This window comes from Roseibium sediminicola (assembly GCF_023156505.1).
In the GTDB taxonomy this organism is placed as follows: Bacteria; Pseudomonadota; Alphaproteobacteria; order Rhizobiales; family Stappiaceae; genus Roseibium; species Roseibium sediminicola.
Genome location: NZ_JALNMJ010000003.1, coordinates 92,273 through 107,301 on the forward strand (window position 1 = coordinate 92,273; position 15,029 = coordinate 107,301).

Annotated in this window: 16 protein-coding genes; 13 read left to right on the plus strand and 3 right to left on the minus strand. The window is 58.2% G+C overall.

What is annotated here, in order from left to right; genetic code table 11:
- Window positions 1-17: 17 nt before the first annotated feature.
- Window positions 18-1,235 carry a glycosyltransferase family protein gene (locus M0H32_RS05880; RefSeq protein ID WP_248152032.1) on the minus strand — a complete coding sequence of 406 codons (1,218 nt, stop codon included), beginning with the start codon at window positions 1,233-1,235 and terminating at the stop codon, window positions 18-20.
- 231 nt (window positions 1,236-1,466) lie between these two features.
- On the opposite strand from M0H32_RS05880, the gene M0H32_RS05885 reads away from it, so the two are divergent.
- The 8 genes from M0H32_RS05885 (at window position 1,467) to M0H32_RS05920 (ending at window position 11,187) form a co-directional block, all read left to right on the plus strand.
- On the plus strand, window positions 1,467-4,049 hold the full coding sequence (locus tag M0H32_RS05885; protein ID WP_248152034.1) for an ATP-binding cassette domain-containing protein: 2,583 nt from the start codon (window positions 1,467-1,469) through the stop codon (window positions 4,047-4,049).
- Between the two features lie 98 nt (window positions 4,050-4,147).
- On the plus strand, window positions 4,148-4,606 hold the full coding sequence (locus M0H32_RS05890; protein WP_248152037.1) for a cyclic nucleotide-binding domain-containing protein: 459 nt from the start codon (window positions 4,148-4,150) through the stop codon (window positions 4,604-4,606).
- A gap of 10 nt (window positions 4,607-4,616) precedes the next feature.
- Window positions 4,617-5,441 carry an MBL fold metallo-hydrolase gene (locus tag M0H32_RS05895; RefSeq protein WP_248152039.1) on the plus strand — a complete coding sequence of 275 codons (825 nt, stop codon included), beginning with the start codon at window positions 4,617-4,619 and terminating at the stop codon, window positions 5,439-5,441.
- Window positions 5,442-5,745: 304 nt separating this feature from the next.
- Complete coding sequence (locus tag M0H32_RS05900; RefSeq protein WP_248152042.1) at window positions 5,746-6,903, plus strand: helix-turn-helix transcriptional regulator; 1,158 nt, start codon at window positions 5,746-5,748, stop codon at window positions 6,901-6,903.
- A 117-nt stretch (window positions 6,904-7,020) separates the two neighbouring features.
- Window positions 7,021-8,376: an adenylate/guanylate cyclase domain-containing protein gene (locus tag M0H32_RS05905; protein WP_248152044.1), complete on the plus strand. Its 1,356-nt coding sequence runs from the start codon at window positions 7,021-7,023 to the stop codon at window positions 8,374-8,376.
- Window positions 8,377-8,533: 157 nt separating this feature from the next.
- A complete protein-coding gene (locus M0H32_RS05910) occupies window positions 8,534-9,301 on the plus strand; it encodes an SDR family NAD(P)-dependent oxidoreductase (protein ID WP_248152047.1) in 768 nt (255 codons plus the stop codon).
- 157 nt (window positions 9,302-9,458) lie between these two features.
- Window positions 9,459-9,953 carry a hypothetical protein gene (locus M0H32_RS05915; RefSeq protein ID WP_248152049.1) on the plus strand — a complete coding sequence of 165 codons (495 nt, stop codon included), beginning with the start codon at window positions 9,459-9,461 and terminating at the stop codon, window positions 9,951-9,953.
- Window positions 9,946-11,187 (plus strand): HlyD family secretion protein, encoded by a 1,242-nt coding sequence (locus tag M0H32_RS05920; RefSeq protein WP_248152051.1) that lies wholly within the window; start codon window positions 9,946-9,948, stop codon window positions 11,185-11,187. The genes M0H32_RS05915 and M0H32_RS05920 overlap by 8 nt, the downstream gene beginning before the upstream one ends.
- A 66-nt stretch (window positions 11,188-11,253) precedes the next feature.
- On the opposite strand, the gene M0H32_RS05925 is transcribed toward M0H32_RS05920, so the two are convergent.
- Window positions 11,254-11,643 carry a VOC family protein gene (locus tag M0H32_RS05925; protein WP_248152053.1) on the minus strand — a complete coding sequence of 130 codons (390 nt, stop codon included), beginning with the start codon at window positions 11,641-11,643 and terminating at the stop codon, window positions 11,254-11,256.
- Between the two features lie 99 nt (window positions 11,644-11,742).
- On the opposite strand from M0H32_RS05925, the gene soxR reads away from it, so the two are divergent.
- From soxR to M0H32_RS05950, 5 genes are all read left to right on the plus strand, one after another.
- Window positions 11,743-12,213 carry a redox-sensitive transcriptional activator SoxR gene (soxR, locus tag M0H32_RS05930; protein WP_248152641.1) on the plus strand — a complete coding sequence of 157 codons (471 nt, stop codon included), beginning with the start codon at window positions 11,743-11,745 and terminating at the stop codon, window positions 12,211-12,213.
- A gap of 120 nt (window positions 12,214-12,333) precedes the next feature.
- Window positions 12,334-12,945, plus strand: a complete 612-nt coding sequence (locus tag M0H32_RS05935) for a DUF1629 domain-containing protein (protein ID WP_248152054.1) — start codon at window positions 12,334-12,336, stop codon at window positions 12,943-12,945.
- 145 nt (window positions 12,946-13,090) lie between these two features.
- Window positions 13,091-13,702 (plus strand): imm11 family protein, encoded by a 612-nt coding sequence (locus M0H32_RS05940; protein WP_248152059.1) that lies wholly within the window; start codon window positions 13,091-13,093, stop codon window positions 13,700-13,702.
- 131 nt (window positions 13,703-13,833) lie between these two features.
- A complete protein-coding gene (locus M0H32_RS05945; protein ID WP_248152061.1) occupies window positions 13,834-13,989 on the plus strand; it encodes a hypothetical protein in 156 nt (51 codons plus the stop codon).
- Window positions 13,990-14,409: 420 nt separating this feature from the next.
- Window positions 14,410-14,712 (plus strand): phosphatidylglycerophosphatase, encoded by a 303-nt coding sequence (locus tag M0H32_RS05950; protein ID WP_248152064.1) that lies wholly within the window; start codon window positions 14,410-14,412, stop codon window positions 14,710-14,712.
- A 17-nt stretch (window positions 14,713-14,729) separates the two neighbouring features.
- Here M0H32_RS05950 and M0H32_RS05955 read toward each other — a convergent pair whose 3' ends face one another.
- Window positions 14,730-14,972, minus strand: a complete 243-nt coding sequence (locus M0H32_RS05955; protein ID WP_248152643.1) for a DUF6455 family protein — start codon at window positions 14,970-14,972, stop codon at window positions 14,730-14,732.
- Window positions 14,973-15,029 lie beyond the last annotated feature (57 nt).

A 15,029-nucleotide genomic window follows, 5' to 3' on the forward strand; every position in this document is an offset into this window, starting at 1 on the left:
AAGGTCGGCGGTCGGGCTCAGAAATTGACCAGCTTGCGGCTGTTGTCCAATTGCTGGTCGTCGAATATCTCGCCCACCCTGTCCGAAATGATTTCAAGACCGCCAAGCAGGTTGTCGACACCGGCCGACGAGGGCGGGGCCATGGCCGGCAGCTCCGACAGCGCGTTCGCCATCAGGTCCGGGTCGGGATAGCGGTCGATCGGCAGCACCTTGAGCAGCCCGCTCTTTTCGGCCCGTTCGGCCCGGATCGCCTGTTCGCGGCGCGGCACCACGCGTGGCACCATCAGGGTCGGCTTGTCGAAGGACAGGATCTCGCAGAATGTGTTGTATCCGCCCATGCCGACAATCGCCGTGGCGTTGGCCAGATAAGGTTCGATCTGCGGCGTGAAACGGATGATTTCCACATCTCTCAGATGTTCCGCCCGTTCGCTGAACTGCGCCGCGGCGGCAGCCGGCATAAAGGGGCCAAGAACGATCAGGGCGGGAAACAACGGCCTTTGTCGGGCTTCATAGGCCCGCATGACCCAGTCGACCATCTCGACGCCATCGCCGCCGCCGCCCGGGGTCACCAGAATATAGGGTTCCTCCTCGAACGGCGCGGGCGCCGGTTGGTCGAGGGCGGATTTCGGCATGTCACGGCGCAGGAACCCGGTGTAGCGGAGTTTGTCGTGCACCGAGGCGGGCAGGTCGATCCCTTCCAGCGGATCGCAGATGTCTTCCGGACCGTAAATCCAGATCTCGTCATAAAGATCCTTCAGCGCCGGATAGACATTTTTGCGGTCCCATTCCTCTTTCAGGATCTGGGGGTCGTCCATCACGTCGCGCAGTCCCAGGACCAGCTGCGTGTCGGTCTCCTTCAGCGCTTCAAGCGTCGGCAACACTTCGCCGCGCAGGCCGAGCGGCTCCTTGTCGACAATGAAGATATCCGGTTCGAAGACCTTGGCCGTGTGCTCGATGATCGAGGAGCGGATCGCCAGGGTCTGGTCGATGTTGATATGCAGCGAGAGGGGCGTGTATTCGCCGTTGCGCAGCTTGATGACGCCGGGAATGCGGACAAAATCCACGCGGGAGCGGAATTCGAAACTGCCGATAATCGGCGAGCCGGACAGGATCAGCACGGACAGCGTGTCGAAATCGCCAACCAGGGACTGTGCAATCGCCCGGCACCGTCTCAGGTGGCCCAGCCCGAAGGAATCGTGGCTGTAGATGAGGATCTTCGGCGTCTTGGAACTCATACTGCCCCTAAATTTGTAATGCTGCCCCGGTGGGCTTATGTCTCAACTGATTGGGTGTTGTCACGTGCGGATATCTCTTGACACGAAACTTTCGACAAGGAACGGTCTGCGGACCCTTTCAAATGGCTTGTTGCAAATGCTAATCCTGACTGGCGCATCCAATCCGGATCGCTAATATACCAAATCTGAGCTGCTTGCACATGTTTGATCCTTATCTGTTTGGATGAACTGATGGAAAAGAACCTTTTCGGTTTTATTTGGAAGTATAGCGCCAAGCAGCAGATCTTCATTATTCTGGTCACCGTGCTCACTTATCCGGTGGTCTATTTCCTGCTCGAGCTGCCGAAACTGATTGTCAACGACGCGGTGCAGGGCGACAATTTTCCGCGCACGGTTGTCGGCTTCGACTTCGATCAGATTCCCTATCTGTTACTGCTTTGTTTTACCTTCCTGTTTCTGGTGGTCGTCTCCAATGGGCTCAAATTCTATCTGAACGTCTACAAGGGCCGGCTGGGCGAGCGCATGCTGCGCCGTTTGCGATTTGAATTGTTTCAACGGGTACTGCGATTCCGCCTGCCGCATTTCAGAAAGGTCAGCTCCGGCGAGATCATTCCAATGATCACCTCGGAAGTGGAGGATGTCGGCGGCTATATCGGTGAAGCCTTTGCCTTGCCCGCCTATCAGGGCGGCATGCTGATCGTGCAGCTGGGCTTTATCTTCATGCAGGATCCACTGCTCGGCCTTGCCGCGGTCAGTTCCTATCCGATCCAGGGTTATGTTATTCCGCTGTTGCAGCGACGCGTCGTTATCTTGTCGCGCATGCGGGTGAAAAACGTTCGCCTGATCGCAGACAAGGTCGGCGAGAGCATCACCGGGGTTGCGGAAATCCACGCCAACGATGCGGCGGCCTGGCATTCAGCGGACATTTCGGACCGGCTCTACGAGAACTTCAAGATCCGTTACGAGATCTTCAACCGGAAGTTCCTGATCAAGTTCCTGAACAACTTCATGAACCAGCTGACGCCGTTCTTTTTCTACCTGATTGGCGGTTACCTGGTGATTGAAGGTAATTTGAGCATCGGCGCGCTTCTGGCGGTGATCGCGGCCTACAAGGATCTCGCCGGCCCCTGGAAGTTGCTTCTGTCTTTCTATCAGATGACGGCCGATGTCAGCGTCAAATACCAGACAGTGGTGGAGAATTTCGACCCGCCCGACATTTACGACACCGAGCGGCTGACCAACGACGACACGGTCGTGCTCGATGGCGATGTGAAGTTCGAAAGCGTCAATTTCTCCGGTGGCGCGGCCGGACAGGAGGTCATGGATGTCTCGCTGACCGTTCCGGCAGGCAGTGCCTGCGCCATCGTCGGCCCGGACGGTTCGGGGCGCTCGGAGGTCCTGCAGCTTGCGGCCGGGCTGGTCTCCGCCTCGACCGGTAAGGTCTCGATCGGCGAACACGATCTCGACAAGCTCACCGACGCAACGCTCGGGCGGGAAATCGCCTATGTCGGCGGGGCGGTCCATGTCTGGACCGGAACCATCCGCGACAACCTTTATTACGGCCTTCGCCACCGGCCGCTGGTGCCACCGCAAAGGGAGGGCGAGGACCTGAAAAACTACAAACGCCGCGTCAGCGAAGCGAAGCTGACCATGAACCCGGTTTATGATCTGGGCGCGCTCTGGGAGGATTTCGAGGCCGCCGGTGTCGACAACGAACGCGCGCTTGACGGCAAGGCGCTGGAACTGCTGAAGGCAGTCAAGATCGACAATGACATCTACCGGCTCGGCCTTCAGTCCCGATTCGACCCGTCGATGGACGACGGCTTTGCCGACAAGATCCTGAGCGTGCGTAACAATCTGGCCGATCGGCTCGCCAAGGAACCGGCGCTGGGCGGTCTGGTCGAACTCTGGCACCGGGACCGGTTCAACTCGAGTGCGAGCCTGGCGGACAACCTGTTCTTCGCCGTGCCCTCCGATCCTGAAATCACCATGGACGAAGTGCCGGATCTGCCGGAAGTGAAGGCCTTTTTGTCCGAAACCGGCTTTGACAAGAAACTGCAGCAGATCGGCTTGAAAATCGCCGAGACCATGCTGGAGCTGTTCTCGAATGTCTCCGGCGACAGCGGTCTTCTCGGGGCCTATTCCTTCATCACGCTGGACGAAATTCCCGACTTTGAGCGGATTGTCCGGGTGGCCAAGTCCGAGCAGCAGCGGCCCGGCCTGAGCGAGGCCGACCAGTCGCGCCTGCTTGGCCTGGCTTTCAAGCTGGTCCCGGCCCGCCATCGTCTCGGTGTCATGGATGACGATCTCAAGACGGAAGTGGTCGAAGCGCGCAAGCGTTTCCTGGATGGCGTGGTCAGCAACTCCGACCAGTTCGTCGCCTTCGATCCGGATGTCTATCTGCCGACCCTGACCATCGAGGACAACCTTCTCTTCGGCCGGGCCCGTGTCGACCGCCGGGACGCCCGGCGCCGGATCGACGACGTCATCCGGGCCATCGTCGAGGAGACCGGCTTGCGTCATCCGATCATCTACGCCGGCTTCGGTTACCACGTCGGTGTGGCCGGATCCAAGCTTTCCGCGGGGCAGCGCCGCAAGATCGCCCTCGTGCGCGGGCTTCTGAAAAACGCAAAAATCACCATATTGGATGATATCGCGACCGGAATGACCGAGGATGACAAGGAACTGCGCAACGGATTGCGCGCCACCCTTGCTGGCAAAACCTTCTTGTACGGCACGTCCAATGCCGACATTGCGGCTGAATTCGATCAACAGTTTGTATTCGATCAAGGACGGCTTTCTGACAAGGGATAGAACATGGCTTTGGGGACAGGCGGGCAGCCGGTCTGCCGGCTGCGTAACATCGCGGCAAAACGGGCAGAACGCGCGGAAATGACAAACGGGAGGACAACATGACACTTGAGACCGAAGTCGAGGCCCTCCGAAAGGTGCCGCTCTTTCACGGCATTGATGAAACAAAGCTGCGCTTGCTGGCATTTATCAGCGACCGTACGGAGTATCCGGAAGGCGAGCGGTTGTGCTCTCAAGGCGAAGAAGGTGACTGCGCCTTTATCATCTTGTCCGGCGATGCCGATGTTCTGGTGGCGACGCCGGAAGGAGAAAAGAAGGTCGCGCAGGTTTCTGAAAATTCAATCGTTGGCGAAATTGCGATTCTGTGCGACGTACCAAGAACCGCGACACTTGTTGCTGCGAACAACATGGATGTTTTGACCGTTTCGAAAGACGATTTCTTGAAACTCTTGAAAGAATTTCCGGATATCTCACTTGAAGTGATGCGGACTTTGGCTTTGCGTCTCGAGCGGACAACCAGAGATCTGGCCGATGCGCGCCGTGGTGCCGGCGCCGGCTGAGGAGTGGCATGTGACCGAGGAATTTTCGCTTCGCTGCTGGGGCGTCAGAGGATCCACACCGACCCCCGGGTCGAGTACGCTCCGTTATGGCGGCGAAACCTCCTGCTTCGAAATCCGTGCGGGCGATGCGCTCGTCCTGGTCGATTGCGGATCCGGTGCCCGCAATCTCGGTATGGAAATCTGCAAGTGCAACACGCGCTCCTTTGATCTCCTTTTCACGCACACCCATCTCGACCACATCTGCGGTCTGCCGTTTTTCAAACCTGCTTACGATCCGAGTTTCGAGGTCACCGCCTGGGCCGGGCATTTTCAGGACGGCACAGAACTGGTGGATATTGTCAGCCGGATCATGTCGCCGCCGATCTTTCCGGTGGCGGCGAAGACGCTCAAGGCGGTCGAGTTCAAGTCCTTTGCCGCAGGTGACCCGATTCCAAGATCCGATGACCTCGTGATCCGGACCACCAAACTGAATCATCCGGGCGGCGCCTGCGGTTATCGCTTCGAATTTCACGGCAAATCGATTTGCATCATCACGGATCACGAGCACGGCGATCCCGAGATCGACGCTGCCCTGCCGGACTTTGTCCGGGACACGGATGTCATGATCTATGACGCCATGTTCACCGATGACGAATATCTGACCTACAAGGGCTGGGGCCATTCCACCTGGCAAAAGGCGGTTCAGCTGGCGAAGGACGGCAATGTCCGGACGCCGGTGCTGTTTCACCATGATCCACGCCGCTCGGATGACGAATTGGATGAAATCGGCCTGGCCGCGCAAAATGCCTATCCAGGCACCCTCGTTGCCAGCGAAGGCATGGTGCTGCGTCCCTGAGCGTGGGCAGTTGAACTCATAAAAAATGGGCGGCCCAAATGGCCGCCCAAAAAACACTACCCCTAAAAAATTGATCGTACGCCGGACGCTGGAATGCGGGTATCCCATTGGTGCGACCGGTAAACGGCCATACACACCTTCAAAGCCCGGTACGTATGACTGTCAGATACGATCAATAGTTGTTTACAGGGTGTATGCATTAAGTGCATGATCCAAATGGACTATGAGGGGCGATTTTCGCAGGTGACCGTCAGCGTTGCCTTGGCGGTATCGTTAAAAAACAACAGGATCCGCCGGGGGTGATGTGGTTGTTGCTGCGGAAAAATACATTCACCTGACGAATCTTGCAGTTTCGGCGGCCCTGGATCCGGATCGCTGGCAGGTGTTTCTCGATGAACTCGGGCAGGCCCTCGGGACCCGCGTCTGCACGCAACTGATCGGCTATGACCAGCTCACCAGGGCGGCGCCGCTGGCCTATTCGTCCGGCTATGATCCGGACATCCTCGAGCTTTATGAAAAGCACTATGCCGACAAGAACCCGTTTGCCGCGAATTTTTCCAAATGCGCGGTCGGGGAGGTCATCTCCACATTTCAGCTGTGTCCGCCAGATGCTCTGAAAAAGACGGAGTTCTACGCGGATTTGCTGGCCCCGCTTGAGGATATCACCGGCGGCGGTGGCGCGATGCTGGCCTACGACGCGGACCGGATGTTCCTGATTGGAGGCAACATGCGCGCCAGGGACCGGGACAAATACGAAGATGACTGGCTCAGTCTCTGCGTCGGCCTGACACCCGTCATACGTCAATCGCTTGAGGTCAACCGGACAATTTCAGGTCTTTCTTTCGAGAAGTGGGCCGCAGAGCAGCATTTTCTGGGAACCGGCACCGCCATCTTTGTGGTCGATCCGGACATGAGCATCCACTATGCCTGTGCGGAAGCGCAGTTGCTGCTGGACCGAGGAACCCTGGTCCGCAACGGCTTCGACCGCCGACTTGAATTCCGGTCTGAGACTATTCAGCAGGAGTTTTCCGCTTTCACCCGGTTCCAGTCCAGGGGCGAGCACGACATCTTCAAGAACTGGCGCTTTTCGGATCAGGACGGGCAGCAATGGACCTGCCGCACTTTGGCCCTGCGGCTCGCCGATCTCGATCGCACGCCTTTTGGCATTTTCATGGACAAATCCATTTCCGCGGTTCTAGTCGCACTGAAACCGGAGCGGAACCGGGTGTCTTTCGGCGACCATGTGCAAAGAGTTCTTGGTCTGAGCCAAGCCGAGGCCGCCACTGTGCTCAGGCTCGGGGACGGACTGACTCCGGCGGAAATCGCCAAAGACCGGCAGATCAGCGTGCATACGGCGCGAAACCAGATCAAGTCGGCGCTGTCCAAGACCGGCAGTCGACGCCAGAGCGATCTGGTTCGCAAGGTGGAACAACTGCGTCTGCAGACCGAGTGGCCTTCATAGATACAACTGGGAACCCGCTCGCGGTTGCTCACTTCCGGTCACTTTCCGGTAGGCCGCTTGCGCAAACGCGCGCCGGCGTGGAAACTCCGCACACTCATTCTTTGCAGTGGCGTCGTGATGGCTTCTTTTCTGAACAATGTGAAATACGTCCTGCGCGGCGGTCCGCCGGAAACCGGTCTTCCGGAGCGGATCCGCGATGACATCCGCGCCCGGGAGGCGTCTTCGGAGCGGTTGATCGGCTGGGTCCAGCTGGGCATTGTGCTGTTCTTTTCCACGCTTTACGCGATCGCGCCCCGCGCGGAGGGCTCTGCCGGGTTCAACTTCGTGCCGCTCGCCCTGGCGGCCTATTTCCTTTTCACGGTGCTCCGGCTGGTGCTGTCCTACCGGTTTGAGCTGCCGCAGTGGTATCTGTTGATCTCTATCTTTGTCGACATGAGCCTGCTGGTCGGACTGATCTTTTCCTTCCATATCCAGTATGACCAGCACCCGACCTTCTACTTAAAGACACCGACGCTGATGTATGTGTTCATCTTCATCGGCTTGAGGGCACTGCGTTTCGATCCGCGTTTCGTGCTGACGACCGGTCTGGTCGCGGTCGCCGGCTGGCTTGGCCTGGTCTTTTATGCGGTGATTGCCGACATGGACCGCATGCGGGTCACCCGCAACTATGTCGAATACCTGACCGGCAACACCATCCTGGTCGGTGCAGAACTGGACAAGACCATGGTCATTCTGGCGGTCACGGTCATCCTGTCCGTGGCCCTTTACCGGGGGCGGTCCATGCTGTTCGAGGCCACCAGGGATCATGCCGCGGCCATGGATTTGAGCCGGTTTTTCTCGCCCGAAGTGGCCGCCTCCATCACAGGTGCGGACACCGAACTGCAGGCAGGTGAAGGCGTTCAGCGTGACGCCGCGATCCTTTATGCCGACATCCGCTCCTTCACGTCGACCTCGGCGACCCTGGCGCCGGAAACGGTGCTGGCCGTGCTGGCGGAATACCAGAACATGGCCGTCGAGGTGATCGTCGAGGAAGGCGGCCGCGTCGACAAGTTCCTGGGCGACGGCATCCTGGCAACCTTCGGCGCGGTTCACCCGTCCGAGACCTATGCCGCAGACGCGCTGCGGGCCGCTGCGCGCCTGGTTGAGAGCGCTGCCAACGAGCAGGCGCGGTTCAAAGCTGCCGGCTGGCCGGAGGAGCTTCGCATCGGCACTGCAGTGTCCGCCGGTCCGGTCACCGTCGGTGTGATCGGTTCGAAACGCAGGCTTGAATTCACGGTGATCGGCGATGCGGTCAACCGGGCTGCCAAACTTGAGGACGCCAACAAGATCCAGAAATCCAAGGCGCTGACCGACCGGACAACCTTCGAGCTGGCCTGTGCGCAAGGATACGCGGTGCCTTTGCTGGAATCGCGCCCGGCGGAAGCGGTCGCCGGCATGAAGACGCCGGTCGACCTGGTTGTCCTGGCCCGATAGCAACCTGATCTGGCTCGGAGCAACGTCTCCTGTCTGCAACGCAGAATAACTTGACCAAAGCCTCGTTCTCGGTCACTTTGCCCTTCAAATTGACCTTTTCGTCAATAAAACAGATTAAATCCATTATTTTCAATGGATTGTGTCTTTGGAGGTAGATGTGAAACTGGATTCTTCTCTTTCCGCCATTGTCACCGGCGGTGCTTCCGGGTTGGGCGCGGCGACGGCTCGCATGCTGGCTGCCGAAGGCGTCAAGGTTACTCTGTTCGACCGAAATGCCGATCAGGGCGCTGCAATCGCCTCTGAAATCGGCGGTGTCTTTGCCGATGTCGATGTCACGGACCAGGCCAGTGTGGAATCCGGTTTTGAAACGGCGCGCAGCGCCCATGGCCAGGAACGGATCCTGGTCAATTGCGCCGGCATCGCGCCGGTGGCCAAGACCACGTCGCGCGGCGAGCCGCATCCGATGGACATGTTCGAGAAGGTGATTGGCGTCAACCTGATCGGCTCCTTCCGCTGCCTGTCGATCGCGGCAACGGGCATGGCCGCCCTGGATCCCGTCACTGCGGACGGTGGCCGCGGCGTAATCGTCTCCACTGCGTCCGTCGCCGCCTTCGACGGCCAGATCGGGCAGGTGGCTTACGCCGCTTCCAAGGCCGGGGTTGCTGGCATGACGCTGCCGGTGGCGCGAGACCTCTCCAAATCCGGCATCCGCGTGATGACCATAGCGCCGGGAATTTTTGAAACGCCGATGCTGTTGGGCCTTTCGCAGGAAGTGCAGGACTCCCTTGGCCAGCAGGTGCCGTTCCCCTCGCGTCTCGGCCGGGCAACGGAATATGCCCAGCTGGTCAGATCCATCTGCGAGAACGACATGCTCAATGGCGAAACCATTCGCCTGGACGGCGCCATCCGGATGGCCCCGCGCTGACAAGGCACAACTGCCGGCGGCGCGGGTCAGCGCGCCGCCGTTCTCGCCAAAGTCTTCCACAGACACACTTTTTCATACGCATGTGTTCATTTCCCGATTAAGCTGACGTCGCGGTGCTCAATGGAGCGGCGCAACCTTGACGATTGGGGAGAGATTTATGGCTGAACACGTGCATGAACTGGCGCCGCATCATCTGCCGCCGTTCATACCGGCCTCGGATGGCAGCGACTGGCTGATGTCGGTGATGCTGATCGCCCTGATCGTTGGTGTCATTCTGGCGGGCGTGTTCTACCTCCATCTTCATTCGATCCCGGAGCGACTGGCGCACAAGCACGGACGCATGCAGTTCGAGCTGGTTGCCGTGCTGGGCCTGCTGGCACTGTTCACCCACAACAACATCTTCTGGGTGGCGGCGCTGTTGCTGGCCTTCATTCAGCTTCCCGACTTCTGGACGCCGCTGGAGTCGATCGCGCATTCGCTGAGCCGGATGGCGGGCACGGGTGGCGTCTCTTCCGAGACACTCGTGGAACACGACACGGAAGTTGAATTCGGTCTCGCCGAGGATCCGCCGGCGGGCGAAGACAAAACTGTTTCCTCTGAAGGCGCGACCCAGGCAACGGCCGCAGACAGCGGGGAGAACAAACATGTTTGAGCTCCTGTTCTGTTCGCTCCTCACCATCCTGCCGGACTTCCTGATCCGGCGTTTCGTCCAGGGCAAGCGTATCGGTCATGAGATCACGCTTTATTCGGTATGGTATGAGCTGCGCTACGGCATCGTTCTGTGCCTGATCCTGACCGTGTCCCTGATCACGCTGATTTTTTACTACCACCCGACCGCGACCACGGCCGTGTCCACCTTCCGGACGGTGCCGATCCTTCCCGAAGGCTCCGGCCGCGTGGTCGAAACCTTTGTCCCGCGCGAACTCGAGGTCGAGGTCAAGGCGGGCGATCCGATCTTCAAGCTGGACGACACCCGCCAGCAAGCCGATGTGGTGACAGCCGAACAGCAGATCGTTGAAATCCAGGGTGAAATGGCCTTGGCACAAAGCGAGTTGGCTGTGGTGACCGCCCAGGTCGAGCAGGCGCAGGCATCTCTGAAACAGGCGCAGGACGAACTCGACACACGTCAGGAACTGTTTCAGCGCAATGCCAATGTGGTCAGCGAGCGCGACATCGAGAAGCTGCAGAACACAGTGGATGCGAGATCCGGCGGCTTGAGGGCGGCCGAGGCCAACCAGGAACTGGTCGAGACCAAGATCAACGTGTCGCTGCCGGCAAAGCTCAAGAGTGCCGAGGCCCGCTTGAACGAAGCGCAGGTGGAGCTGGAAAAGATGACCGTCTATGCCGGTGTCGACGGCACCATCAGCCAGTTTATTCTGCAAAAGGGTGACATCGTTAATCCATTCATGCGGCCGGCCGGCGTTTTGATTCCCAAAGACACACAACGAGAGCGGATCATTGCCGGTTTTGGCCAGATCGAGGCGCAGGTGCTTAAGGAAGGGATGGTCGCGGAAGCCTTTTGCGGCGCCGTTCCCTTCACCATCATTCCGCTTGTGGTGACGGAAGTGCAGACCCAGATCGCTTCGGGCCAGGTCAGCACGGGTGGGCAACTCGTCGATACCAGCCAGTCCGTGAAACCGGCAACGATCACCACGATGCTGGAACCGCTCTACGAAGACGGGCTGGAGGATTTGCCACCCGGGGCCATCTGCATCGTCAATGCCTATACAAGCAATCACGACAGGCTGACATCGGGCGAACCGCTTTCAACCGGCGAGTTCATCTTCCTGCACGCGGTTGACACGGTCGGCCTCGTTCACGCCATGCTGCTGCGGCTGCAGGCACTGCTCTTCCCGGTAAAGACGCTGGTCTTGACGGGGCATTAGGGCAATACGCGCTGCCGAATAAAAGAGCCCGGGTCTCGGCACCCGGTCTCTTTTTGTTTGGCTGGCTCAGTCCGCGTAGCTGACCACCTCGAACTCGATGCCGTCATCGTCGTCGAAATAGAAGCGACGGCCGGGTTCGTAGTCGCCGTGATTGTGGGTTCTGTAGCCACCGGCCTTGATCCGGTCTTCGGTGGCATCGAGATCGTCGACCACCACGGCGACGTGATTGAGGCCTCCATGGGTATGATAGCTGACGGTGTCGGAGCGCTTCGGCGCTTCCGGCGGTGTGTAGGCGGCGATGTAGCTGGTGTCGTTGCCGATATGATAGGTCGTGCCGCCGTTCTTGGCGGCACCTTTCCAGCGCACCTTCCAGCCGAACCAGGTTTCCAGGCGTTTTGCGGTCGCCTCCGGATCGCTGACGGTGACGTTCACATGTTCCAGGAATGCGCTGCTCATTTGCTGTCCTTTCAAGGTTTGACCTTTGCTGGACACTGGAGATAATTCCTCAAGTATAGTTGAGGTCAAGGGGGAAAAGTCAAAAAGATGAAAAAGCTTATGAAGGGGGGCGATCTTCTGACGATCGGAGACCTGGCGGAGCGGACCGGCCTTTCGGTCTCTGCGATCCGGTTCTACGAGGACAGGGGGCTGGTGCGCCCGAGCCGGAACGCCGGCGGCCAAAGGCGGTTTCTGCGGGCCGACATCCGGCGGCTCTCCTTCGTGCTTGTGGCGCAGGAATTCGGGTTTTCGATTGCAGAGATCGCGGAGCAGCTCAAACGCTTGCCGGAAGGCCGGGCACCGACCAAGGCGGACTGGACCAGGATCAGCCGGGAATTCAGATCCCATCTCGACCAGCGGATTGCTCGCATGACGGCGCTTCGGGACAAGCTGGATTCATGCATCGGCTGCGGCTGCCTCTCACTGAAGTCCTGCCAGCTCTATAATGCCGGCGACGCCGCGGCCAACAAGGGCCGCGGACCAAGGTATTTGCTTGGTGACCGGCCGGATCTCAAGGCTTCAGACACATGACTGCTCGCTTTTGAAAACGGAACAACGTCTTCCAATGCCTCCTTTGCATACGAACCAAATCAGCCCAGAACAGCAGGCAAGCCCGATTTGGGTCAGCATGATCAGCGTGAGGAGATGAAAATGACCGAAGGTGTCATCTATGGCCTTGGGGCCAAAGAAGAGGCCCCGCATATGATTGGATGTGCTCTGTTGGATGGTGATGTCAAAAAGATCGAATATGTCGATACAACTTTTGACAGAGGGATCACTCCTTTGTTTGAAGCTGGCGAGCTGTATGGAGGCCGCGCAGTCAAGCCAGACCATGTTCCAACGCGTGCGCAGTGGGAAAGCAAGCGGTATCCCCCCTCTGATGTTGTGTACACGTACGAGATGTATTTGGTGTCCGATGCCTTCAAGGACATCATTGAACGCCATGAACCGGGCGTTCATCAGTTCTTTCCGGTCGAATTGCTCTACAAGGATGGGTCCTTCGCACGGCAGATGTACTTCTTTAACATCTGCACTCGCTTGGACGGGATGGACCGGGAACAGGCGACAGCTCAGCTCAAAAAAGGCATCGCATTTGAGCCGCGCACCGGAGAGTTTGTGTTCAGTCTGAAACAGATTGGCGATGCTCATGCCTGGGTCGACAAGCACGTGATCTATGGCGAGTTCCTTTCCAGTACCGTCGTCGATGAAATGAAACAACAGGGCTTGACGGGCACCGCTTTCAAACCGTTCAAAGCTGTCTAGCGAAATTACATTTTTTTAGAAGGGTTTTCTGATGGGTTACCTGGTTGATATTCCTGAACTAAATGCCTTCGCAAACGCACCAAATCAGCCCGGAACCGCAGGCAAGCCCAACTAGGGTCAGCATGATCAGCGTGAGGAGATGAAAATGACCGAAGGTGTCATCTATAGCTTTGGGGCCAGAGAAGAGGCCCCGCATATGATCGGGTGTGCTCCTTTGGATGGTGATGTCAAAAAGATCGAATATGTCGATACAACCCGTGACAAGGGGCACACACCATTGTTTGACGCAGGCGAGCTGTATGCAGGTCGCGCAGTCAAGCCAGACCATGTTCCAACGCGTGCACAATGGGGAAGCAAGCGGTATCCCCCCCCTGATGTTGTGTACACGCGCAAGATGTATTTGGTGTCGGAGGCCTTCAAGGACATCATTGAACGCCATGAATCGGGCGTTCATCAGTTCTTTCCGGTCGAATTGGTCTACAAGGACGGGTCATTCGCGCGGCAGATGTACTTCTTTAACATCTGCACTCGCTTGGACGGGATGGACCGGGAACAGGCGACAGCTCAGCTCATAAAAGGCATCGCATTTGAGCCGCGCACCGGGGAGCTTGTGTTCAGTCTGAAACAGATTGGCGATGCTCATGCCTGGGTCGACAAGCACGTGATCTATGGCAACTTCCTTTCCAGTGCCGTCGTCGATGAAATGAAACAACAGGGCCTGACGGGCATCGGTTTCAAACCGTTCAAAGCTGTCTAGCCGGATTTCGCTTCAGGAATCCGGTGTCTGATGGTTTAGCGGTTGTCGAGTTTTACCCGTACCCTTTTCAACCCGGTTAGGTTGTTTGGATCCAAACCTCTCAATTGATGCGAGAGCGTTTATGACAGGTCTTGGCGCTGGAAATGGCAGGCTATCCGAAAGAATATCAGCTGCGTTCGGCAGGCCAATACCCATTGTCGGGATTTCTGGAAACGGCGACGGCGCTGACGTCCTTGGAGCCACAGGCGCTGCATTTGAGAGTTTCGCTTAAAGCGGAAATTTTCTGATCGCCCGCAAACCGCGCTGCGCTCATGTAGCGAAAGCGGCCGCAATGGCCGCAGAGAATGCCAAGGCGCCGGTCGGAATCGCACAATACTTGGACGGTGGGGTCGTCTGCGGCAATAAAAGGAAGTAAAGACATGTAATTCAATCTTGCCAATAGGAAATGGAAAGGCCATGGGCAATGCGATTTTAGAGCCCTCTATATTAAAAGTAGCACACAGTAGCAATAAGTAAAGTTGGAATATTTACATGAATAGTCATTCATATTGCTTGGTTTGCGAGTGCTTTCGTAATATTGCCTATTGTTGCTGCAGTTTGCCGCAGGTGTCGGATTGCGCGAAACTTGCGCGATGGAACAACAGCGGAGGGCGTCGGACCAAAGAATGCCTCTCGCCTTTTCTTACGGCTGTGGGTATGAGGAGCGTATGACGACGCTCTCAGACACCTGGTACGACCTGTTCGAATTGTCCGGCCTATTGAACCCGTTTGCGCTTTTGATCGGCGCCTATCTTGGGTGGCGTGCCGATCGGGCTCAGAAATTGTGGATCGCGGGTTTCGCGGCTGCCGCTCTGTCTCTGATCCTCGAAGCGGCGGTAGGAATGCTGCAGTTGCCGCAGCCGATCTCGCAGGACGCCGGCGCCCTGGCCATGTTCCCGTTCCGATTTGTGGGTGGACTGCTTGCCGCCTGGCTGGCGTTCTGGCTCAGCCAACGGCGCAAGCGCGGCTGACCTGCTGCTGCTGGATTTCAGTTTTCCAGCCAGCTGTTAAAGAGCTGGGCGTTCGGACATTCCTGCAGCGGTCTGTCGGCCCCATCCGGATGCTGGTCCAGCCAGGCGCGGCAGGCCTCGGTTTCCGAGCAATTGATGCAACGGTGAGCGGCGGATCGCAGGGCGGCGCCAGACTGCACGCCTACAGGCATTTGCTTCATCGCGCCGATTGTGTCGAGCATCCTGCCCATCAGGTCGGCGCGCTCGTTCAGTCGATCCATCCAGTTCACGCTCTCTCTCCTTCTGTCGGGGCGGGATTATCGCGCTCTGTGTCGCCC

Coding starts and splice junctions, on each gene's coding strand:
- M0H32_RS05955 (WP_248152643.1), bottom strand. CDS start 14,972: ATGGATCGACTGAACGAGCGCGCCGACCTGATGGGCAGGATGCTCGAC.
- soxR (WP_248152641.1), top strand. CDS start 11,743: ATGAAGGGGGGCGATCTTCTGACGATCGGAGACCTGGCGGAGCGGACC.
- M0H32_RS05950 (WP_248152064.1), top strand. CDS start 14,410: ATGACGACGCTCTCAGACACCTGGTACGACCTGTTCGAATTGTCCGGC.
- M0H32_RS05880 (WP_248152032.1), bottom strand. CDS start 1,235: ATGAGTTCCAAGACGCCGAAGATCCTCATCTACAGCCACGATTCCTTC.
- M0H32_RS05925 (WP_248152053.1), bottom strand. CDS start 11,643: ATGAGCAGCGCATTCCTGGAACATGTGAACGTCACCGTCAGCGATCCG.
- M0H32_RS05885 (WP_248152034.1), top strand. CDS start 1,467: ATGGAAAAGAACCTTTTCGGTTTTATTTGGAAGTATAGCGCCAAGCAG.
- M0H32_RS05890 (WP_248152037.1), top strand. CDS start 4,148: ATGACACTTGAGACCGAAGTCGAGGCCCTCCGAAAGGTGCCGCTCTTT.
- M0H32_RS05915 (WP_248152049.1), top strand. CDS start 9,459: ATGGCTGAACACGTGCATGAACTGGCGCCGCATCATCTGCCGCCGTTC.
- M0H32_RS05940 (WP_248152059.1), top strand. CDS start 13,091: ATGACCGAAGGTGTCATCTATAGCTTTGGGGCCAGAGAAGAGGCCCCG.
- M0H32_RS05905 (WP_248152044.1), top strand. CDS start 7,021: ATGGCTTCTTTTCTGAACAATGTGAAATACGTCCTGCGCGGCGGTCCG.
- M0H32_RS05935 (WP_248152054.1), top strand. CDS start 12,334: ATGACCGAAGGTGTCATCTATGGCCTTGGGGCCAAAGAAGAGGCCCCG.
- M0H32_RS05920 (WP_248152051.1), top strand. CDS start 9,946: ATGTTTGAGCTCCTGTTCTGTTCGCTCCTCACCATCCTGCCGGACTTC.